We start from the raw sequence: 20,570 nt of genomic DNA, 5'->3' as shown, positions 1-20,570 counted from the left end.
TCTTGCCCCGCGGGTCGTCCGGACCTAAGGTCGTCCCAGCCGTATACGGGGAGCCTCCTCCGCATACGACCCCGAGCCCCCGTCCGAGGAGCCCCCGTGACCCTGTCCAGCCCCGTCCCCGACGTCGTGGACCTGCCGGTGGCCTCGCTGCCGACCGGTCTGCGGATCGGCGGCGAACTGTCCCCCGGCGGCGCCGAGCCGATCGAGGTCGTCAACCCCGCCACCGGCGAGGCGTTCGCGACCGTCGCCGCGGCCGACACCGCGGACGTGGACCGCGCCGTCCGCGTGGCCGACGAGACGTTCCGCTCCGGCGTGTGGAGCCGGATGCCGATCCACGACCGCGCCCGGCTCCTGCACCGCTTCGCCGACGGCATCGAGGCCCGCATGGCGGACCTCTACACGCTGGAGACGATGAACAACGGCCGGCCGATCACCGAGACGAAGGCGCAGATCACCCGGCTCGCGGAGTGGTACCGCTACAACGCCGCGCTGCTGCTGGCCGACCGGGACGCCGTGGTGCCGCTGCGTGGCGACTACCACGCCTACACCAGCCGCTTCCCGCTCGGCGTGGTCGGCATCCTGGCCCCGTTCAACCACCCGATGATGATCGCCTCCAAGAGCCTGGCGCCGGCGCTGGCGACCGGGAACAGCGTCGTCCTCAAGCCGTCGGAGCAGACCCCGCTGACCGCGATGCTGCTCGGCGACATCGCGGCGGACGCCGGCATCCCGCCGGGCGTCCTCAATGTCATCAACGGCCTCGGGCGCACGGCCGGTGCGGCCCTCACCGAGCACCCGCTGGTCAAGAAGGTGGTCTTCACCGGCGGCACGGAGGTGGGCCGGGCGATCTCCCTGGCCACGGCCGGCCGGTTCGCCAAGGCCACCCTGGAGCTGGGCGGCAAGTCGCCGGTGCTGGTCTTCGACGACACCCCGGTCGACGTCGCCGCCCGCGGAGCCGCCTTCGCCGGGTTCATCGGCGCCGGGCAGACCTGCATCGCGGGCAGCCGGCTGCTGGTCCAGCGGGGCGTCTACGACCGGGTCGTCGACGGGCTCGCCGCCCAGGCGCAGCAGATCCGGGTCGGCGACCCGTCCCTGCCCGAGACGCAGCTCGGCCCGGTGATCTCCGAGCGGGCCCGCACCCGCATCCTCGGCCACGTCGAGAGCGGGATCGCCGAGGGCGCCCGGCTGGTCACCGGCGGCCGCGCCGCCGACGTCCCCGGTCTCCCGGGTGGCTTCTTCATCGAGCCGACGGTGCTGGCCGACGTCCGCAACGACATGCAGATCGCCCAGCAGGAGATCTTCGGCCCGGTCGTCGTGGTGATCCCCTTCGACGACGAGGACGAGGCGATCCGGCTGGCCAACGACTCGCCGTTCGCGCTCGGCTCGGCGATCTGGACGCGCGACGTGGCCCGGGCGCACCGCGTCGCTCAGCAGCTGGAGATGGGGATGGTCTGGGTCAACGACCACCACCGGCTCGACCCCTCCTCGCCCTGGGGCGGCCTCAAGGAGAGCGGCACCGGCCGCGAGGGCGGCTGGGAGTCCTTCCACGACTTCACGCACGTCCGCGCCATCACCGTGCGCACCGCGGCCGACGACGTCGACTGGTACGGCGGCCGGGCGACGGGACGGCTCAACTGATGGCCGGGCTGTCCATCTCACCGGTCACCGACGGCGTCCTCGTCGCGGAGCTGGACCGCGGTCCGGACAACCTCTGGACCCTGGCCGACCTGCGGGAGCTGGTCGGCGTCCTCGAGGCCCCGCCCGAGGGCGCGCACGTGCTGCGGGTGCGCTCGGTGGGCGAGGCGTTCTGCCGGGGCCGCGAGCGTGGGGGCACGAGCACCGCGCCGGGCGTGGTGCGCGGCGAGGCGGAGACGCTGGTCGCGGTCACGCGGGCCTTCCGGCGCACCCGGCTGGTCACCGTCGCCGAGGTCCAGGGCGACGCGGCCGGCTTCGGCGTCGGGGTGCTGGCCGCCTGCGACGTCGCGGTCGCCGTCGCCGACGCCCGCTTCTCCTTCCCCGAGGTCGGCATCGGCCTGGCACCCGCGCTGGTGCTGGCCTGGCTGCCGCGGAAGATCGGCGAGCGGCAGGCCTTCTGGCTGACCGCCACCGGCGAGCAGGTCCCCGCCGCCCGCGCCCTGGAGCTGGGCCTGCTCAACGCCGTCGTCGGCACCGCCGACGAGCTGCGCAAGGACGTCGACGAGCGGGTGGCCCAGCTGCGCGCCCGCAGTCCGCGGGTGCACGCCGACATCAAGGACATGCTCCGGGCCTTCGGGGCGGTCGGCGACGACCAGGCGCTGGACATGAGCATCGACCGGCTGGTCGTCGGCTCGCTGCGGCGCGGCGAGGAGTGAGCTGACGATGGCCGAGGAGTCAGCGGGCAGCCGCGTCGCGCGGGGGCTCCGCGAGCGGCTGTGGACGGGGGCGATCCCCCCGGGGACGCTGCTGTCCCAGGCCGACATCGCCGCGGAGTACGGGGTCAGCCGGATCCCGGTGCGCGACGCGCTGCACGTCCTGGCGACCGAGGGCCTGGTGCAGCTCGGCGTGACCGGTGCCACGGTCACCAGCCTGTCCATCCCGGAGCTGCAGGAGCTCTACGAGATGCGCGAGGCCGTCGAGCCGGTGGTCACCGCCATCGCCGTGCCGAACGTAGGCCGCGCCGAGATCGCCCAGATGGCCGCCCTGGCCGACCGGATGGAGGCCGGGGAGACCTCCCCCGGCGAGTGGCTGGAGGCCAATGCGCGCTTCCACGCCCTCGTCTACGAGCGGGCCGACCGGCCGCGGATGGTGGCCCTGACCGAGCAGCTGCGCCGGCTCACCGACCGGTACGTGCACCTCCACCTCGACGTCATCGGCGACGTCGAGCACCTCCACCGGGAGCACCGGCAGATCCTGGCCGCGGTGCGCGCCGGGGACCCCCGGGAGGTCGCCGAGCTGACCCGCCTGCACCTGGCGACCTCGCACGACTTCATCCTGCAGTACCTGCTGCGGACCGGGCTGGCCGGCGACGGGACGGAGCAGCGCCCCGCCGCCGGTTGACCTCGACCCGCTCAGCCCCGTCCCGGTGCCGCTCCTGCCTCCCGGATGGCCGCCCGCAACCGGTCCGGGGTCATCGGCAGCTCGGTGACCCGCACCCCGAGCGGGGCCAGTGCGTCGTTGACCGCCGCGTTGAGCGCCGCCGGCGCCATCATGCGGCCGCCCTCACCGCCGCCCTTGATGCCGTGCGGTGTGTACGGCGACGGCGTCTCGACGTGCCCGATGCGCAGCTCCGGCACCTCCATCGCCGTGGGGATCGAGTAGTCGAGGAAGCTGCTGGTGACCAGCTGACCCTCGTCGTCGTACACGAACTCCTCGTAGAGCGCGGTCCCGATCCCCTGGGCGGTCCCGCCCACGATGTGACCGGCGAGCGAGCGCGGGTTGACGAGGGTCCCGCAGTCGTGGACCGCGGCGTAGGCCAGGATCCGGACCTCCCCGGTCGCCACGTCGACCTCCACCACGGGGACGTGGCAGGCGTTGCCCATGAACGGGTAGAAGACGCCGAGGTCGCTGCGGTCCGGCGCGGGCATCGTCGTGTAGGGGTGGTCGTAGACCTTGGACTCCTCCAGACCCGACTCGAGGTCCTCGGGGAAGCTGTGCTTGAACATGTGCAGCATGGCCGCGATCTCGTCGAGACCCTTGCGCTGATCCGGCACGCCCCTCACCTGGAAGCCGCCCTCGGCCCACTCAAGGTCCTCCGGGTCGACCTCCATGAGGTGCGCCGCGGCCCTCCGCGCCTTGGCCTTGATCTTGGCCGAGGCCCCCTCCACGGCGCCGGCGAGCATCACCGTGGTGCGCGAGCCGCCCGGTCCCGTCGCCGGCAGCCCGCCGGACAGGCCGTGGTAGATGATCGACACCGAGTGCGGGTCGCAGTCGAACTCCTCGGCGACCAGCTGGGCGACCATCGTCTCCGGGCTGTTGCCCCAGAAGGCGCACGAGTACAGCGTCGCGGTGATCGTGCCGGTGGCGTCCACCCCCAGGGTCACGCTCTCGGGGCTGCTGGTGACAGGGGCGTTGGGTTCGTCGAACCAGAACCAGAACTCCGTCGCGGAGAAGACGCTCCGCTCCTGCGCGGAGATCAGCCCGATACCGATGTAGCGCCCCTCCTCGCGGAGGCGGGCCTGCTCCGCCCGCCAGCGGTCGTACTCCCCGAGCTCCAGCGCCTTCTCGAGGACCGTGGCGTAGTCCCCGCTGTCGTATACGTTCCCGCTGGGGATGAAGTACGGGAAGGCCTCCGGCGGGATGAAGTTCCGCCGGCGGATCTCGGCCGCGTCCATGCCGAGCTCCCGGGCGGCCTTGTCGACGACCTGCTCGAGCATCCAGTTGTTGACCTCGGAACCGAAGCCCCGGTAGGCGCCCTGCTGGTTCTTGTTGGTCAGCGCCGCGCGGACCCGGTACTGGACGCTGCCGATCGTGTAGGGGCCGGTGACCTGGGCTAGGGCGTTGCCGTGGTGGCCGACGCCGAACTGGATGTAGGCCCCGTAGTCGTCGATGGTGTCGATAGTGATGCTGCGCAGGGTGCCGTCACGCATGACCGCCAGCTCGACGTCGTAGACGCGGTCGGAGCCGTGGTGGTCGCAGTTGGACATGTTGTCGACCCGGTCCTCCAGGTAGACGACCGGGCGGCCGAGGATCCGCGAGCACATGCCGGCGATCACCGTCGGCTTGGTGACGAACAGCTTGGAGCCGAAGCTGCCGCCGGCCGGCACCTGGTGGACGTCGAACTTGTTCATGGGGATCCCGAGCGCGCCGGCCGCCATGAACATGTAGCTGGTGAAGCTCAGCGAGTTCGTGTGCACCGTGAGCTTCTCCGTGGCCGGGTCGAAGTCGGCGATCGCGCCGACCGTCTCCAGCGGCTGCCCGCCCGAGCGGTGCCAGCGCAGCCGGTCGCGGACGACCACGTCGGCCTCGGCGAAGTCACGGGCGACGTCGCCGAAGGTGAACTGCCGGTCGTAGGCGCAGTTGCTCTCGAGCGCCTCGTGCAACAGCGCCGCGCCCGGCCGCAGGGCCGCCTCGGGGTCGGTCACCGGAGGCAGCGGGTCGTACTCGACCTCGATGAGCTGGAGGGCGTCCTCGGCGAGGTAGCGGTCGTCTGCGACGACGACGGCCACCCCCTCACCGACGTAGCGGACCTTGTCGACGGCGAGGCAGCGCCAGGTGTGCTTGGTCGGGTCGGGGCCGAAGTCGGGCAGCGGGCCGGTCAGCTCGGCGGCCTGTGCGCCGGTGACCACGAGGTGCACGCCCGGGGCGGCCTCCGCGGCCGCGGTTTCGATCGAGAGGATCCGCGCGTGCGGCATCGGACTGCGCAGCACCGCGGCGTGCAGGGTGCCCGGCCGGACCAGGTCGGCGACGTAGCCGCCCCGCCCGCGCAGGAACTTGGGGTCCTCGACCTTGCGGATGCTCTTGCCCACCCACCTGCGGTCCTCCTTGTGGGTGCGGACCGGCGGCGGGGCGGGACGCTCGACGGCGGTCATGCCTGGGCTCCGGTGGTCGGCTGGGTGGCAGGGGCGGCCAGTCGCATGCGCGGCGCCGCGGCCATGACGGCTTCCACGATGTACTGGTATCCGGTGCAGCGGCACAGGTTGCTGGCGATCCCCTCGCGTACCCGCTCCGGGGTGGGGTCGGGGTCCTGTTCGAGGATCTCCAGGGCTCGCATGAGCATCCCCGGCGTGCAGTAGCCGCACTGCAGGCCCTGCTTGTCCCAGAACTCCTCCTGCAGCGGGTGCAACCCCGCGCCGTCGCCCAGCCCTTCCACCGTTCGGACCGTCCGCCCGTCGGCCTGGACCGCCAGCGTGGTGCACGACCGGATGCTGGCACCGTCGACGAGCACGGTGCAGGTGCCGCACACGCCGTGCTCGCAGCCGATGTGGGTGCCGACCAGGCCGAGGTCGTCGCGGAGCACGTCCACGAGCAGGCGCCGGGGCTCCACGGCCAGGGTGTACCGGCGTCCGTTGACGGTCAGGGTGACGTCCTGCAACTCGGTCATCTCCGCCTCATCTCCGGTCCTCCGCGCGTCGGAGCGCGCGCCCGATGCCCTCGCGCAGGCACACGCGGGCGATGTCGGTGCGGGTCGCCGCGCTGGCGTGCACGTCGCCGGCCGGGTCGAGGCCGGCGGTGGCGGCGTCGACCGCGGCCTCGACGGCCGTGTCGTCGCCCGTCATCCCCACCAGCGCCTCCTCGGCCGCGGCCAGCCGCACCGGCGTCGGGGCGACGCCGCTGGCCGCGACCGCGGCGCGGGAGACCCGCCCGTCCTCGACGGCGACGAGAGCCGCCACGCCGACGACGGCGAAGTTGCCGTGGGTGCGCGCGAACTCCACGAAGGCGTGGCCGCCGGGGAACCGCGGGAGGCGGACCTCGGTGAGGATCTCCTCGGGCGCCAGCGCGGTGGTGAACGGTCCCAGGAAGAACTCGCCGGCAGGGATGCGCCGCTCCCCCTGCGGCCCGACGACCGTCATCTCGGCGTCCAGGGCGAGGGCGACCGCGGGCAGTTCGGCGGCGGGGTCGGCGTGCGCGATGCTGCCGACCACGGTTCCGCTGTGCCGGACGGGTGGGTGGGCGACGTGGCCGAGGGCCTCGGCGAGCAGGGGTGCGGCGAGCGCCACCTCGGGACTCCGCTCGGCCGTCGCCTGCCGCACCATGGCGCCGACCACGAGGTGGTCGCCGTCGAGCCGCAGGGTGTCCAGCCCCGTCACCCGCCGCAGGTCGACGAGGTGCCCGGGCTGGGCCAGCCGGAAGTTCATGAGCGGCACCAGGCTCTGCCCGCCGGCGAGGACCCGCGGCTCCTCCTCGGCGTGCTCGACCAGCAGCGCCACGGCGTCGGCGACGGTGGTCGGGACCGAGTAGGTGAAGGGCGGCGGTTTCACGGCGGCCTCCTCCGGAGTGACGCGCGGAGCGTGCCGCGATCCTGCCGGGGAACCCCCTCGGACACCATGTGTCCGGGCCCATGATGTGCACCGTCCGTCGGTGACCGGGCACAGGCCCGTCAGCCGGGAGCTCGGGGCGGCCGGGCCGGCGACGTCCGCCGGCCGGGGGCTCAGCCGCTCGTCAGCGCGGCGAGCCGGTCGCCGACCTCCTGCGTGCGCAGCGTGTCCTGCCCGCCCCGCGTGGACAGGTCGAAGGCGACCGCGGCGTTGACCTTCTTCGCCTGGTCGGCGCGGCCGAGGTGCTCGAGCAGCAGGCCGACCGAGAGCACCGTGGCGGTCGGGTCGGCGACGCCCCTGCCGGCGATGTCCGGTGCGGAGCCGTGCACCGGCTCGAACATGCTCGGGTGCGTGCCGGACGTGTCCAGGTTGCCGCTGGCCGCCATGCCGATGCCGCCGGTGACCGCCGCCGCGACGTCGGTGACGATGTCGCCGAAAAGGTTGTCGGTGACGATGACGTCGTAGCGGCCGGGGTCGGTGATGAAGAACATCGACGCCGCGTCGACGTGCTGGTAGGCGACGGTGACCTCGGGGAACTCGGCCGCGACCTCCTCCACCGTGCGCGACCAGAGCGACCCGGCGTGGGTCAGCACGTTGGTCTTGTGGATCAGCGTGAGGTGCCGCCGCGGCCGGGCGACCGCCCGCTCGAACGCGTACCGGACGACCCGCTCGACGCCGAACGCCGTGTTGAGGCTGACCTCGGTCGCGATCTCCTGCGGGGTGTCCCGGCGCACGACGCCTCCGTTGCCGGCGTACAGGCCCTCGGTGCCCTCCCGGATGCAGAGCATGTCGATCTCGCCGGGCTCGGCCAGCGGGCTGCGGACGCCGTCGTAGAGCCGGGCCGGCCGCAGGTTCACGTGGTGGTCGAGCTCGAAGCGCAACCGCAGCAGGAGCCCCCGCTCGAGGATGCCGCTGGGGACCCCCGGGTCACCGATGGCACCCAGCAGGATGGCGTCGTGCTGGCGCAGCTCGTCGAGCACCGTGTCCGGCAGCAGCTCGCCGGTCCGCTGCCAGCGGGCGGCCCCGAGGTCGTAGGGGGTGGTCTCCACGTCGGGGGCCACCTCGCGGAGGACCTTGAGGCCTTCGGCCACCACCTCCGGGCCGATGCCGTCTCCAGGGATCACTGCCAGGCGCATGAGGACCGACCCTAGGTCAGGCGGCGCTGAGGTCGGCGGAGTGGGCCTCACGCGCCCCGATCCGGCCGGCGATGTCGCCGAGCAGCTCGGCCGGGACGGGGCTGTCGACGATCACCGCCATGAGCGCCTCGCCGCCGCGGGTCGTGCGGCTGACCTGGGCGCCGGCGATGTTGATGCCGGCCTCCCCCAGCGCCGCGCCCACGGTGCCGACGACGCCGGGCCGGTCGGTGTAGACGAAGAACAGCAGGTAACCCGAGGCGTCCAGGTCCATGTCGAAGCCGTTGACCTCGACCAGCTTGGGCACCTGGTTCTTGCCGAAAAGGGTGCCGGAGACGGTGATCCCGGTGCCGTCGGCCATCGCGCCGTGGACGCTGATCAGGTTGCGGTAGTCGGGGCTCTCGACGTCGCTGGTGAGCGCCACCTCGAGGCCGCGCTGGTCGGCGAACAGCGGCGCGTTGACGTAGGTGACCTGCTCCTCGACCACGTCGGAGAAGACGCCCTTGAGGACGGCGAGCTGCACGACCGAGTCGTCGAACTCGGCGATCTTGCCGCGCACGTCGACGGTCACCGACTGGGCCAGCCCGCCGGCGACGGCGGTGAACACCCGGCCGAGCTTCTCGGCCAGCGGCAGGCCGGGGCGGACGTCCTCGGCGACGACCCCGCCGGCCTGCACGTTCACCGCGTCCGGCACGAACTCGCCCTGCAGCGCCAGCCGCACCGAGTGCGCCACCGCGGTGCCGGCCTTGTCCTGGGCCTCGGTCGTCGAGGCGCCCAGATGCGGCGTGACGACGGTGTTCGGCAGCCGGAACAGCGGGCTGTCGGTGCACGGCTCCTTGGCGTACACGTCGATGCCGGCCGCACCGACCTGCCCGGACGCCAGCGCCTCGGCCAGCGCAACCTCGTCGACCAGCCCGCCCCGGGCGGCGTTGACGATGATGACGCCGCGCTTGGTGGTGGCCAGCTCCGCGGCGCCGATCAGGCCCAGGGTCTCCGGCGTCTTGGGCAGGTGGACGGAGATGAAGTCGGCCTCGCGGAGCAGCTCCTCCAGCGACACCATGCGGACGCCGAGCTGCGCGGCGCGGCCCGGCTGGATGTAGGGGTCGTAGGCGATCAGCGTGACCCCGAAGGCGGCCAGCCGCTGGGCGACCAGCTGGCCGATCCGGCCCAGGCCGACCACGCCGACGACCTTGTCGGTGACCTCGACGCCGGTGTACCTCGACCGCTTCCAGGTGCCCTCGCGCAGCGACGCGTCGGCGGCCGGGATGTGCCGGGCCGCGGCCAGGAGCAGCGCCACCGCATGCTCGGCCGCGCTGACGATGTTCGACGTCGGCGCGTTGACGACCATGACGCCGCGCTCGGTCGCCGCCGGCACGTCGACGTTGTCCAGCCCGATGCCGGCGCGGGCGACGACCTTGAGGTTCGGGGCCGCGGCCAGCGCCTCGGCGTCGATCTGCGTGGCACTGCGGATCATCACCGCGGCCGCGTCGGCCAGCGCGGGCAGCAGGGCGGCGCGGTCGGCGCCGTCGACGTGCCGGATCTCGACGTCGCGCCCCAGGACCTCCAGCACGCTGGGCGCGAGTTCTTCGGCGATCAGGACGACGGGCGCGGTCGGAGTCACGGGACCACAGCCTAGGGACGCCCGCCGCTACCGGGCCGCGCAGCCCCGTCCGCCGGTCCGGGCACCGCGGCCGGCCGCCCTCCCACCGGGTGGCGTCGCTTGCCCGGGGTGCGACGGGCCGGACATCCTGGCCGGGACGGTCGGCGGAGGCCGGCGCCGACGGAGGAGAGCATGAGCACCCAGGACGACGAGTACGACCCCGGCCGCGACCCGCGGTACACGCCGCCGCAGCAGTACGGGCAGGCGCCGCAGCAGTACGCGGGCGGCGGACAGCCCGGGCCGCCGTACGGGGGCCAGCAGTACCAGCCCTCCCCCTACGGCCAGGGCCAGGCGGGCGGGCAGCCCGGTCCCCCGCAGCCGTACGGCCAGCCCGGCGGCTGGGGCCCCTACCCGCCGCAGGGCCCGTACGGGCAGTACGGGCAGTACGGGCAGACGGCGGTGCCCGTCCGGCCGGCGCCGGTCGTGGTCGCCGCCGTCCTCGGCTTCGTCTTCGGGGCCCTCGGCGTGCTGGTGTCCCTGGGCCTGCTCCTGGGCGGCGCGGTGTTCGGGACCGTCTTCGAGGACCTGGCCGCCAACGACCCGGCCTTCCAGGACGCCGACACCAGCGGCATCGACACCGGGCAGGTCACCGGCGTGCTCGTGGTGATGGGGGTGCTCGCGCTGGCCTGGACGGTGCTGGTCATCTGGGGCTCGGTGCAGGCGCTGACCGGCCGCAGCCGCGTGCTGCTGCTGGTCGGGGGTGCGATCGCCGCCGCCGCGACCGGCGTGTTCGCGGTGCTCGTCCTTACGGGGCTCGCGACCGGGGAGGTGGGCGGCGGGGAGGTCGTCTTCGCCCTGCTGCTCGTCCTGGCGGCCCTGGCGATCGTCGTGCTGCTCTGCCTGCGGCCGGCCGCGCAGTTCTACGCCGCGCACCGCGCGCGGCGCGGCCGCTGACGCCGGACGGGGGGCAGCCCGTGTCCTCCACCGGTCGTCCCGGCCCCGCCGCGGGCCCGCAGCGGCCACCGCACGTCCTCATGGCGGGCGTGGCCGGCTTCACCGAGGCCACGCTGCTGTTCCTGGTGGCCCTGGTGTCGTTCACGTTCAGCCCGCAGGCCGGCCTGCTCGGGCTGTTCGGCGTCCTCTACCTGACGCTGACGGCGGGGTGCCTGTGGGGCGCGGTCTCGGTGCTGCGGGGCCGGTCCGCGCGGCCGCTCCTCGCCGCCTCGGCGGTCACCGGCGTCGTCGCCCTCGCCGGCCTCGTCGTCGGGCTGCTGCAGGGCGGCGGGGTGGCCTTCCTGCCCGCGCTGCTCCTGCTGCTCGCCGTCGGTGCCGTGGTGCTCCTGCTGCAGGCACCGTCCCGCGAGTGGTTCGCCGCCCACCGCGACCGCTAGCCCGCGGACGACGCCAGGGGTACCCGCTGCCTCCCGACAGCGGGTACCCCTCTCGTGACGTACAAGAGCGGCCACCCTCCAGGGACCCGCGCCGAGCCTGCGAGGCGCGGGGGGGAGGGTGGTCCTTCTTCAGCTGCGGGCGGCGGTGCCGGTGTAGTCGTCGGACGCCGACACCCAGCTCATGAGGCCGCGCAGCTTGCGGCCGGTCTCCTCGATCGGGTGCGCCTCGGCCTCGGCACGGCGGCGCTTGAAGTCCGGCGCGCCGGCGTCCTGGTCGGCGATGAACTCCGCCGCCCACGAGCCGTCCTTGATCCGGGCCAGAACGTCCTTCATGGCGTCCTTGACGTGCTGGTCGATGACCTTCGGGCCGGAGGTGTAGTCGCCGTACTCGGCGGTGTCGGACACCGACCAGCGCTGCTTGGCGATGCCGCCCTCGTACATGAGGTCGACGATCAGCTTGAGCTCGTGCAGGCACTCGAAGTAGGCGATCTCGGGCTGGTAGCCGGCCTCGGTGAGGGTCTCGAAGCCGGCGGTGATCAGCGCGCTGGCGCCGCCGCAGAGCACGGCCTGCTCGCCGAACAGGTCGGTCTCGGTCTCCTCGGCGAAGGTCGTCCTGATGACGCCGGCGCGGGCGCCTCCGATGGCCTTGGCGTAGGACAGCGCCAGCTGCAGCGCCGAGCCGCTGGCGTCCTGCTCGACGGCGACGAGCGCCGGAACGCCCTTGCCGTTCTCGAACTCGCGGCGCACCAGGTGGCCGGGGCCCTTGGGGGCGACCATGGCGACGTCCACACCGGCCGGGGGCTTGACGTAGCCGAACCGGATGTTGAAGCCGTGGGCGAAGAAGAGCGCGTCGCCGTCCTGCAGGTTGGGCTCGATCGACTCGGCGTACACCTTCCGCTGCACGTGGTCCGGGACGAGGACCATGATCAGGTCGGCCTCGGCAGCGGCGTCGGTCGGGGTCACGACCCGCAGGCCCTCGGCCTCGGCCTTGGGCCGGCTCTTGCTGCCCTCAGGCAGGCCGACGCGGACGTCGACGCCCGAGTCGCGCAGCGACAGCGCGTGGGCATGGCCCTGGCTGCCGTAGCCGATGACGGCGACGGTGCGCCCCTGGATGATCGAGAGGTCGGCGTCGTCGTCGTAGAAGATCTCGGCGGCCATGCGGTGCGGTTCCTTCCGGTGGTGAGGTGGGCGGCCCCTCTGCGGGGTCCCGCCGCGAGCCTGCGAGTGGTGGGGGGCAGAGGGGTCCGCTCAGGCGGTGCGCTCGACCGGGCGCAACGTACCGGCGCCGCTCATCGAGCGCGGACCCCGGCCCAGGGCGACCGTGCCCGACTGCGCCATCTCCTTGATGCCCAGGGGGGCGAGGACGGCGAGCAGGGCCTGGAGCTTGTCCGGCGTGCCGGTCGCCTCCAGGGTCACCGTGTCGGTGTTGACGTCGACGACGTGGGCACGGAACAGCTCGGCGGTCTGCAGCACCTGAGTGCGGTCGGCCATCGGCGCGCGCACCTTGACCAGCAGCAGCTCCCGCTGCACGGCCGCGGTCGCGTCCAGTTCGACGATCTTGATGACCTCGACGAGCTTGTTGAGCTGCTTGGTGATCTGCTCGAGCGGCTGGCTCTCCGCATCGGCGACGATCGTCATGCGGGAGAGGTCGGGGTTCTCCGTCGGCCCGACGGCGAGGGACTCGATGTTGAAGCCGCGGCGGCTGAACAGCGCCGAGACGCGCGCCAGCACACCGGACTTGTTCTCGACCAGCACCGAGAGCGTGTGCCTCGTCATCGGAGGGGACCTTCTTCCGGTCTTGCGGGCCGGCCCCCTTGCAGGGACCCGCCGCGAGCGTGCGAGTGGTGGGGAGGAAGGGGGTCCTTCATCAGACCTGCCCCTCGCCGAAGACCGGGCGGATCCCCCGCGCGGCCAGGATGTCGTCGTTGCTGGCGCCCGCGGCCACCATCGGCCACACCTGGGCGTCGGCGCCGACGGTGAAGTCGATGACCACCGGGGCGTCGTCGATCGCCATGGCCTTCTCGATCACGGCGTCGACGTCGTCCTTGGACTCGCAGCGCAGGCCCACGCAGCCCAGCGCCTCGGCCAGCGCCACGAAGTCGGGGATGCGCACCGGCTTGGGCCGGCCCTGGTCGTCGACCGGGTGCAGCTTGGTGTTGGAGTAGCGGCCCTCGTAGAAGAGGGTCTGCCACTGGCGGACCATGCCGAGGTTGCCGTTGTTGATGATGGCGACCTTGATCGGGATGCCCTCGATCGCGCAGGTGGCCAGCTCCTGGTTGGTCATCTGGAAGCAGCCGTCGCCGTCGATCGCCCACACGGTGGTGTCCGGGCAGCCGTACTTGGCGCCCATCGCCGCGGGGACGGCGTAGCCCATCGTCCCGAGCCCGCCGCTGTTGAGCCAGGTGCCCGGCTTCTCGTACTTGATGAACTGGGCGGCCCACATCTGGTGCTGGCCCACGCCGGAGGCGTAGATCGCGTCCGGGCCGGCGATCGCACCCAGCCGCTCGATGACGTACTGCGGCGACAACGCGCCGTCCTCGGGCCAGTCGTAGCCGAGCGGGTACTTCTGGCGCCACTGGTCCAGCTGCGCCCACCAGGCGGACAGGTCCGCGGTGCGGCCGGCCTCGCGCTCGGCGCGCAGCGCGGTGACCAGCTCGGCGATCGTCTCCCGCGCGTCCCCGACGATGGGCACGTCGGCCTTGCGGTTCTTGCCGATCTCGGCCGGGTCGATGTCGGCGTGCACGACCAGCGCGCCGGGCGCGAAGGACGACAGCTGGCCGGTGACCCGGTCGTCGAAGCGGGCACCGAGGGCCACGAGCAGATCGGCCTTCTGCAGCGCGGTGACCGCGGTGACGTTGCCGTGCATGCCCGGCATCCCGAGGTTCTGCGGGTGGCTGTCGGGGAACGCGCCCCGCGCCATGAGCGTGGTGACCACCGGGGCGCCGGTGAGCTCGGCCAGCTCGGCCAGCTCGGCGCTCGCCTGGGCCTTGATGACGCCGCCGCCGACGTAGAGCACCGGCCGGCGCGCGGCAGCGACGAGCGCGGCGGCCTCGCGGACCTGTTTGCCGTGCGGGCGGGTGGTCGGCTTGTAGCCGGGCAGGTCCAGCCGCGGCGGCCAGGAGAAGTCGGTGGTCGCCTGGAGGGCGTCCTTGGCGATGTCCACCAGCACCGGGCCGGGGCGGCCGGTGGCCGCGAGGTGGAAGGCCTCGGCGATCCGCTGCGGGATCTCGTCGGGGTCGGTGACCAGGAAGTTGTGCTTGGTGATCGGCATCGTGATGCCGCGGATGTCGGCCTCCTGGAAGGCATCCGTGCCGATCGCCGCGCTCGGGACCTGGCCGGTGATGGCCACCATCGGGACCGAGTCCATGTAGGCGTCGGCCAGCGGGGTCACCAGGTTGGTCGCGCCCGGGCCGGAGGTGGCCATGCAGACGCCGACCCGGCCGGTGGCCTGCGCGTAGCCGGTGGCCGCGTGTCCGGCACCCTGCTCGTGCCGGACGAGCACGTGGCGCACGTGGGAGTCGAACAGCGGGTCGTAGGCGGGGAGGATCGCCCCGCCCGGGATGCCGAAGACCACGTCGACGCCGACCGCCTCGAGCGACCGCACGAGGCTCTGCGCCCCGCTGATGCCGGTGAGCGGCTCGGCGGCGGCCTCCTCGAGCGAGCGGGCGGTCGTCTCGACCCCGGTCAGTGCCTCGGCGGCCTCACGGGTGGCGGACCCACCCGGGGTGGTGCTGGTCATGGCGTCTCCTGGCCTCGCTCACTGAGGTGCTGCTCACTGAGGGTGCTGCGTGCTGCGGGCGCCCCTGGACGGGGCCGTGCGGTGTGCGGCGCGGGTGCCTGCGGCGGGCCGGCGGCCGTCGGGAGGAGGTCGGGGCCCGCAAACGAAAGACCCCCCGTGCCTGCGGGCACGGAGGGGTCAGCGCGTCGGTCGGGAGGACCGACGCGCTAGGCGATTACCAGGAGCAGGCAGGCCGGACGCACGGGGCCACTGTGCGCCCCGACCGGGCCGGACGTCAACCAGGCCGTCCCAATGTGTGGAATGTCGTGTCGTCAGACGTGGGACGGCAGCTCGTCTCCACGCACCACGTCGGCGACCGGTGCGGCCAGCACCGCGGGCAGGTCGGCGGCGGGCACGGGGCGGCCGAGCAGGTGGCCCTGCAGGTAGCGGCAGCCGAGCCCGCGCAGCGCGGTCACCTGCCCGAGGGTCTCCACGCCCTCGGCGACGACGTCGAGGCCCAGCGTCCGGCCGAGCTGCACGACGCTGGCGACGACGGCCGCGGTGCGCGGGTCCTCCTCGATGCGGGCCACGAAGTCGCGGTCCATCTTCAGCACGTCGACGGGCAGCCGGGAGAGCCGGGCCAGCGTGGAGTGGCCCGTGCCGAAGTCGTCGATCGAGATGAGGCAGCCGGCCTCGCGCAGGGCGGCCAGCTCGCGCTCGACCCGGTCCTCGGCGTCGACGAGCACCGACTCGGTGATCTCCAGCATCAGCCGGCGGGCCGGGACGCCGGAGGCGGCGAGCGCCCGGGCGACGTCGGCGGCCAGGCAGCCGGCCTGCAGGTGCCGCACGGAGACGTTGACGCCCAGCTGCAGGTCGTGTCCCTGCGCGAGCAGCGGCGCGAGGACCGCGGTCGCGGTGCCGAGCACCCAGCGCTGCAGCGGCACGACGAGGCCCTCGTCCTCGGCGACCCCGACGAACTCCTCCGGCGGGACGTCGCCCAGCTCCCGGTGCCGCCAGCGCACGAGCGCCTCCAGGCCCAGCACGCGGCCCTCCTCCAGGCCGACCACCGGCTGGAGCTCCAACGACAACCCGCCGTCGGCGATCGCGTCGGGCAGGTCCCGCGCCAGCCGGGCGCGCCGGTCGACGACCCGGTCCAGCGCCTCTCCGGTGGTCCGGACGCAGTTCTTGCCGGCGGCCTTGGCCGCCCGCAGCGCCAGGTCGGCCCGGCGCACCACCTCGGCGGGGTCCCCGCCGGCGCGCAACTCGGCCACGCCGACGCTGCTCGAGACCGGCAGGACCAGCCCGCCGCGGGCGCTGCCGTCGGGGGCCGGCGGCCGGTGGTCGCGGTCGAGCAGCACGACCAGCCGCTCGGCCAGCACGGTGGCCTCGTCGCGGCCGGCCCGCACCAGGACGGCGAACTCGTCGCCGCCGAGCCGGGCGACGACGTCGTCCTCCCGCGCGGCCGCGCGCAGCGTCTCGGCCACCTCGCAGAGCAGCCGGTCGCCCGCGTCGTGGCCGGCGACGTCGTTGACCGCCTTGAAGCCGTCGAGGTCGACGAGCAGCAGGCACCCGGGGTCGGTGCCGGCGGGCACGTCGCCGAGCTCGGCCATGAGCCGGGCGCGGTTGGGCAGGCCGGTGAGGAAGTCGGTGTAGGCCATCCGCTCCAGCTCGCGCCGGCTGGAGCTGCGGGCGGTGACGTCGCGCAGGTGCAGGACCAGGCCGCCGCGCCACGCGGGACCGGGATCCCCGGCCGGGGCGGCGCCGGCGGGCGCGGCCCCCGTGACGTCGACGTCGCGCCAGTGGCCGTCGCGGGTGCGCAGCCGCACGGTCGCGGGCAGCAGCCCTCGTGTGGTGCCGCTGCGGACGGCCTGCGCGACGCGGGCGACCAGCTCGCGGCCCTCGACGTCCAGCAGATCGGCGAGCGGCCGCCCGGCGAGGTCGCCGTCGGTCCGGCCGAGCTGCGCCGCCACGGCACCCGAGGCCCAGCCGATCCGGCCGGTGCCGTCGAGGACGACGGTGACCGCGTCACCGCTGTCGACCAGTGCGCGGAAGTAGCCCTCGGTGCGGACCAGCCGCTGGGTGAGCCGGTAGCCGTCGGCCGCCCAGAGCGTGGTGCGCAGCGAGGTGAGCACCACCAGCGCCGCGCCGCCGCCGGCCTCGACCGGGTCGATCGCCCGGCCGGTCAGCACGCCGGCGAGGAGCAGCAGCAGGACGCTCGACGCGACCCCCGAGGCGAGCACCAGGCCGCGCAGCGGGACGATCGGCCGGTCGTGGTCCGGTGTCGCCGGTTCCCCGGGGTCGCACCGCACGGCCAGCACGCTCGCCGCCAGCATGGCCAGCCAGGCCTGCTCGGTGACGACCGTGGCGGCGGTGCTGCCCAGCGTCCGGCCGAGCGCGCCGCCGACCGCGACGACCGCCATCGCGACCGCCGCGGTGAGCAGCCAGACCGCGGCTCCGCGGCGGGCGCCGCGGACCCCGGTGACGGTGACCAGCCCGACCCCGACCAGGACGGCACCGACGGCCGGGTAGCCGACCGCGATGAGCCCGTCGGCGGCGCCCTCCACGCCGGCGAGCAGCGCGGCCAGCAGCACGTGGCCGAGGACGGCGACGGCGAGGGTGGCGACGAGGCCGTCGAGCACCGTGCGGGAGCCGGGCCACCGGCGCGGCCGCGGAGGCAGCAGCCGGAGCGCGGCCAGGACGGCGAGCGGCACCGCGAGCAGCGTCGGCACGTCCTCGACACCGCCGAACTGCAGGTCCGCGCCAGCACGGACGGTGGCGAGGACCTGGCCCACGGCGAGCAGCGCGAGGGCCGCTGTCAGCGCCCGCCACGGCCGCGCGGAACGGCCCGGCAGGCGGGCGGCGCCCCGCGCCGCCACGACCGCGGCCGCGCCGGACCCCAGGCCCAGGCAGGCGGGGACGAGCGCGGGGGTCAGCGGGGACCGGGTCAGCTCCAGGACCGCGGTGGCCGCGGCGAGCACCCCCAGCAGGACGAGGACCGGGAGCGCGCCGCGGAGGGCGGACCGCGGCGGCCCCGTCCAGGGCACCGCCCCGAGCCTGCGAGGCGGCCCCTCGCAGGGGCCCGCCGCGAGCTTGTGAGCGGTGGGGGGCGAGGGGTCCTTCTCGGGGGGCGAGGGGTCCTTCGAGGGGTCCTCCGTCACCGGGAGCCCACGAGCCCGGGCCACAGCTGGCCGGCGCCGACGTCGAGCACGTCGACGAGGTCCTGCGCGCGCATCGGCCGGGCCAGCAGGAAGCCCTGCGCGAAGCCGCAGCCGGCGGCGCGCAGCGCGCCCAGCTGGGCCGGGGTCTCCACGCCCTCGGCGACGACGTCCAGGCCCAGGGCCGCGGCGATCGCGACGACCGACTCGCACAGGGCGCGGGCCTTCGGGTCCCGGTCGACGCGCAGCACGAACGCGTGGTCGAGCTTGAGTACGTCGATCGACAGCCGGGTCAGGTGCGCCAGCGAGGAGCGGCCGGTGCCGAAGTCGTCGAGCGCCACGTGCACGCCCATGAGGCGCAGCGCCTCCATGTCGACGGCCACGTGCTCGCCCTCGGACATCAGCGTCGCCTCGGTGACCTCGAGCACCAGCCGCTCGGGCGCCAGCCCTGTCGACTGCAGCACCGCGGCGACGTCGCGGACGAGGGTGCGGGCGGCCACGTGCGAGGCGGAGATGTTCACGCCCAGCCGCACCGGCGTGCCGCTGTGCGGCAGCGGCAGCACGGCCGCGGCGGCGGTCTCCAGCGCCCAGCGCTGCAGCTCGCCGATCACGCCGGCGCGCTCGGCGATCGGCACGAACTCCGTCGGGGGCACCTCGCCGAGCTCCGGGTGCTGCCAGCGCAGCAGGGCCTCGACACCGGTCACCCGCTGCTCCCCCAGCGAGACGATGGGCTGGAAGAGCACCGACAGCTCGCCGCGGTCCCAGGCGCCCGGCAGGTCGTCGCGCAGCCGGGCGCGCCGCTCGGCGGCGCTGCCCAGCGCCGGCCGGTACCGCACCGCGCTGCCCGTGCCGGCAGCGACCGCCGCGCGGAGGGCGAGCTCGGCGCGGGTCATGAGCTCGGCGACCGAGCCGGCGGCGGCCAGATCGACCACGCCGATGCCGGCGCTGAGATCGAACACCCCGGCGACGGTGTCCACCGGCTGCTCGATGACCGACAGGCAGCGGTCGGCCAGCAGGTCGACCGCGTGCGGCGCGCCCTCGGCCAGGAGCGCGAAGGCGCCGCCGCCCACCCGGCTGACCGCGTCGCAGCCGCGCACGGTGGTCCGCAGCCGCCGGCCGACCTCGACCAGCACGGCGGTGACCACGTCGCGGCCGGCGTCCTCGCGCACCTCGTCGAGGCCCTCGAGCTCGATCAGCAGCAGGCTGCGGCAGGTCGTCCCGGTCTCGGCCAGGGCCCCCTCGAGCCGGCTCTCGAAGCCGGCCCGGTTGGGCAGCCCGGTGACCGGGTCGGTGAATGCGACCTGCTCCAGCGCCCGCTCCCGCGCGACCCGCTCGGTGGTGTCGCGGCAGTACAGGACGACGGCGCCCACGACGGCGTCCGAGCGCAGGTCGGAGGTGCTGGCCTCCAGATGCCGCCAGGTGCCGTCGGCGTGCCGCAGCCGCAGCCGGAGCACGCCGGGCGGCGGCGCGTCCGCCGCCGCGGACCGGAGGGCCCGGGCGACGGGCACCGCGTCCTCGGGGTGGACCAGCTCGAGCAGGTCGGCGCCGGCCGGCACCGCGGCGGAGCCGCCGAGCGTCGTCCCCAGGGTCGGCGAGGACCAGGTGACCCGCAGGTCGCCGTCGAGGATGAGGACGGCGTCGCTGCTGGCGGCGACCAGGGAGCGGAAGTAGGCCTCGCTGTGCCGCAGCCGGGCGCCGAGGCGCTGCTCGTCGCGCGCGGTCAGCCAGCGGTGCAGCACGGCGAGGACGGCGCACAGCGACCCCCCGACGGCGATCACGGGGCTGATCCGGTGGCCGGTCAGCGACACCGCGGCCGCGCCGAAGCAGGCCACGGTCATCGCCAGGTACGGCAGCACCTGGCGCAGCTGGGTGGAGCGGCCGCTGCGCGGGCGCCTGCCCGACTCGGGGCAGGGGCCGGGGTCGACCAGGACGGCGGCGCCGAGCAGCACCAGGCCGCCGCCGATGAGGAAACGGCCGACGTCGCCGACGGCGTGCTCCCCCGACAGCGTGGCCGCGGTGCCCAGCGCGCGGCCGGGGGCGAGCAGTGCGGTGGCGGCGAGCAGCACCAGCGCCATGGGCTGGCGGCGGCTCTCGATGACGCCGAGCAGGAGCAGTGCCGCGGCCATGGAGGCCGAGGTCACCAGGACGGCCGCGCCGAGGACGACGGCCCCGGTGGGCGCCAGGTCCGACCAGCCGGGGTCGGGGCCGAGCACGAGCACCTGGACGACGAGGACGCAGGCGGTGAGGAACAGGGCCAGCTCGACGGCCGGGCGGGCGCCACCGCGCAGCCGCGAGGGGGCGACGAGGGTCAACGTGGCGACGACGACGAGGACGTAGCCGGGGACGGTGGGCAGCCAGCGGAGCGCGACCTGTTCCAGCGGCGACTCCGGTGCCGCGACGGTGACGGCGACCAGGCCGACGACCGGCGTCAACGGGGCCAGCGCGAACAGCCGCCAGCCCCGCCACCCGGACTGCTTCGACCGGCCGGCCGTCCACAGCACCGCAGCCGTGGCGATGCCGAGCGCGGCGAGTGCGAGGTCGCCGACGTACCCCGGGCCGGGCGTGCTCGCGGAGACCGCGCAGGCGGCACCCACGGGCACGGCGCTCCCGAGGAGCCACCACC

Annotated in this window: 15 protein-coding genes; 5 read left to right on the top strand and 10 right to left on the bottom strand. The window is 74.5% G+C overall.

The window, feature by feature from the left end:
* Window positions 1-96: 96 nt before the first annotated feature.
* Genes BLW63_RS06895 through BLW63_RS06885 form a run of 3 tightly spaced genes read left to right on the top strand, consistent with a single transcriptional unit; the run spans window position 97 to window position 3,033 of the window.
* Window positions 97-1,635, top strand: a complete 1,539-nt coding sequence (locus tag BLW63_RS06895) for an aldehyde dehydrogenase (protein WP_211517036.1) — start codon at window positions 97-99, stop codon at window positions 1,633-1,635.
* Window positions 1,635-2,348, top strand: coding sequence for an enoyl-CoA hydratase/isomerase family protein (locus BLW63_RS06890; protein WP_091152844.1), 714 nt, complete (start codon window positions 1,635-1,637; stop codon window positions 2,346-2,348). The genes BLW63_RS06895 and BLW63_RS06890 overlap by 1 nt, the downstream gene beginning before the upstream one ends.
* A 7-nt stretch (window positions 2,349-2,355) precedes the next feature.
* Complete coding sequence (locus BLW63_RS06885) at window positions 2,356-3,033, top strand: GntR family transcriptional regulator (protein WP_091152841.1); 678 nt, start codon at window positions 2,356-2,358, stop codon at window positions 3,031-3,033.
* Between the two features lie 11 nt (window positions 3,034-3,044).
* Here BLW63_RS06885 and BLW63_RS06880 read toward each other — a convergent pair whose 3' ends face one another.
* The 5 genes from BLW63_RS06880 to serA form a co-directional block, all read right to left on the bottom strand.
* Complete coding sequence (locus BLW63_RS06880) at window positions 3,045-5,504, bottom strand: xanthine dehydrogenase family protein molybdopterin-binding subunit (protein WP_091152839.1); 2,460 nt, start codon at window positions 5,502-5,504, stop codon at window positions 3,045-3,047.
* Window positions 5,501-6,016 (bottom strand): (2Fe-2S)-binding protein, encoded by a 516-nt coding sequence (locus tag BLW63_RS06875; protein ID WP_091152837.1) that lies wholly within the window; start codon window positions 6,014-6,016, stop codon window positions 5,501-5,503. The genes BLW63_RS06880 and BLW63_RS06875 overlap by 4 nt, the downstream gene beginning before the upstream one ends.
* A 7-nt stretch (window positions 6,017-6,023) precedes the next feature.
* Window positions 6,024-6,893 carry an FAD binding domain-containing protein gene (locus tag BLW63_RS06870; protein ID WP_091152834.1) on the bottom strand — a complete coding sequence of 290 codons (870 nt, stop codon included), beginning with the start codon at window positions 6,891-6,893 and terminating at the stop codon, window positions 6,024-6,026.
* Window positions 6,894-7,063: 170 nt separating this feature from the next.
* Complete coding sequence (locus tag BLW63_RS06865; protein WP_091152833.1) at window positions 7,064-8,086, bottom strand: 3-isopropylmalate dehydrogenase; 1,023 nt, start codon at window positions 8,084-8,086, stop codon at window positions 7,064-7,066.
* Window positions 8,087-8,102: 16 nt separating this feature from the next.
* Window positions 8,103-9,704: a phosphoglycerate dehydrogenase gene (gene serA / locus BLW63_RS06860; RefSeq protein ID WP_091152831.1), complete on the bottom strand. Its 1,602-nt coding sequence runs from the start codon at window positions 9,702-9,704 to the stop codon at window positions 8,103-8,105.
* Window positions 9,705-9,875: 171 nt separating this feature from the next.
* On the opposite strand from serA, the gene BLW63_RS06855 reads away from it, so the two are divergent.
* Together BLW63_RS06855 and BLW63_RS06850 are read left to right on the top strand one after the other, a co-directional pair.
* Window positions 9,876-10,637 carry a hypothetical protein gene (locus BLW63_RS06855; protein ID WP_091152829.1) on the top strand — a complete coding sequence of 254 codons (762 nt, stop codon included), beginning with the start codon at window positions 9,876-9,878 and terminating at the stop codon, window positions 10,635-10,637.
* Window positions 10,638-10,657: 20 nt separating this feature from the next.
* Window positions 10,658-11,074 carry a hypothetical protein gene (locus tag BLW63_RS06850; RefSeq protein ID WP_139263497.1) on the top strand — a complete coding sequence of 139 codons (417 nt, stop codon included), beginning with the start codon at window positions 10,658-10,660 and terminating at the stop codon, window positions 11,072-11,074.
* 129 nt (window positions 11,075-11,203) lie between these two features.
* Here the strand turns inward: BLW63_RS06850 and ilvC are convergent, their stop codons facing one another.
* The 5 genes from ilvC to BLW63_RS06825 all read right to left on the bottom strand — a co-directional run bounded on the left by ilvC (window position 11,204) and on the right by BLW63_RS06825 (window position 20,547).
* Entirely contained in the window at window positions 11,204-12,232 is a 1,029-nt protein-coding gene (gene ilvC, locus BLW63_RS06845; RefSeq protein ID WP_091152824.1) for a ketol-acid reductoisomerase, read from the bottom strand.
* Between the two features lie 90 nt (window positions 12,233-12,322).
* A complete protein-coding gene (gene ilvN, locus BLW63_RS06840; RefSeq protein WP_091152822.1) occupies window positions 12,323-12,850 on the bottom strand; it encodes an acetolactate synthase small subunit in 528 nt (175 codons plus the stop codon).
* A 91-nt stretch (window positions 12,851-12,941) separates the two neighbouring features.
* Window positions 12,942-14,813, bottom strand: coding sequence for an acetolactate synthase large subunit (locus BLW63_RS06835; RefSeq protein ID WP_091152820.1), 1,872 nt, complete (start codon window positions 14,811-14,813; stop codon window positions 12,942-12,944).
* 311 nt (window positions 14,814-15,124) lie between these two features.
* The gene (locus tag BLW63_RS06830) at window positions 15,125-17,836 is read right to left on the bottom strand and encodes a putative bifunctional diguanylate cyclase/phosphodiesterase (protein WP_139263496.1); all 2,712 of its coding nucleotides are present in this window, start codon (window positions 17,834-17,836) and stop codon (window positions 15,125-15,127) included.
* Window positions 17,837-17,946: 110 nt separating this feature from the next.
* Window positions 17,947-20,547, bottom strand: a complete 2,601-nt coding sequence (locus BLW63_RS06825) for a putative bifunctional diguanylate cyclase/phosphodiesterase (protein ID WP_139263495.1) — start codon at window positions 20,545-20,547, stop codon at window positions 17,947-17,949.
* Between the last annotated feature and the right edge of the window lie 23 nt (window positions 20,548-20,570).

Source organism: Geodermatophilus africanus, assembly GCF_900107105.1.
GTDB classification, from domain to species: Bacteria; Actinomycetota; Actinomycetes; order Mycobacteriales; family Geodermatophilaceae; genus Geodermatophilus; species Geodermatophilus africanus.
This window is presented reverse-complemented; position numbering and strand designations above follow the sequence as displayed.